At 45.4% G+C, this 590-nt stretch carries 1 protein-coding gene; it reads right to left on the bottom strand.

Annotated elements, in window-relative coordinates; genetic code table 11:
• Positions 1–590, bottom strand: a 590-nt coding sequence (locus Q4575_RS19845; RefSeq protein WP_303523941.1) for an IS3 family transposase, incomplete at both ends; no start/stop codon positions are given.

Genomic DNA, 590 nt, shown 5'->3' with positions numbered 1-590 from the left:
GGTGCGTTGTCCCAGCAATTTCCGCGTCGGCTCATGCTTTGTGTTATCTGGTAACGCCACAGCCTCTGTCTGAATTTTCGGCTCGTGTAGTGACTGCCTTGGTCACTGTGATACATCACGTTTTCAGGTCTGCCACGTAGCTCGTAAGCCATTGTTAGTGCTTTAACTGTTAAATCGCTATCAGGTGAGTGTGACATTGCCCACCCAACAGGTTTTCGAGCGAACAAATCAATCACGACAGCTAAATAGGCCCAACGATTTCCTGTCCATATGTACGTCACATCGCCGCACCAGACTTGATTGGGCGCAGTTACATCAAACTGACGTTCAAGCAAGTTAGGTATTGCCACATGCTCCTTTGAGCCTTTCTTATAAGCATGTTGAGGTAGCTGGCAACTGACTAAATTAAGCTTTTTCATTAAGTTAGTAGCTCGATATCGACTTAACGTTACGTCACTTTCATCTTGTGTAATGATTTCACTTATTGTTCTGGCGCCTGCGGAGCCACCACTCAACTCATGAGCATTCTCAACCTTCTTTAGTAATACTTGATGCTCGACTGACGGCGAATTATCTCGTTTCAGCCAATA

This window comes from Psychrosphaera sp. 1_MG-2023 (assembly GCF_030548245.1).
GTDB lineage: Bacteria > Pseudomonadota > Gammaproteobacteria > Enterobacterales > Alteromonadaceae > Psychrosphaera > Psychrosphaera algicola.
This window is presented reverse-complemented; position numbering and strand designations above follow the sequence as displayed.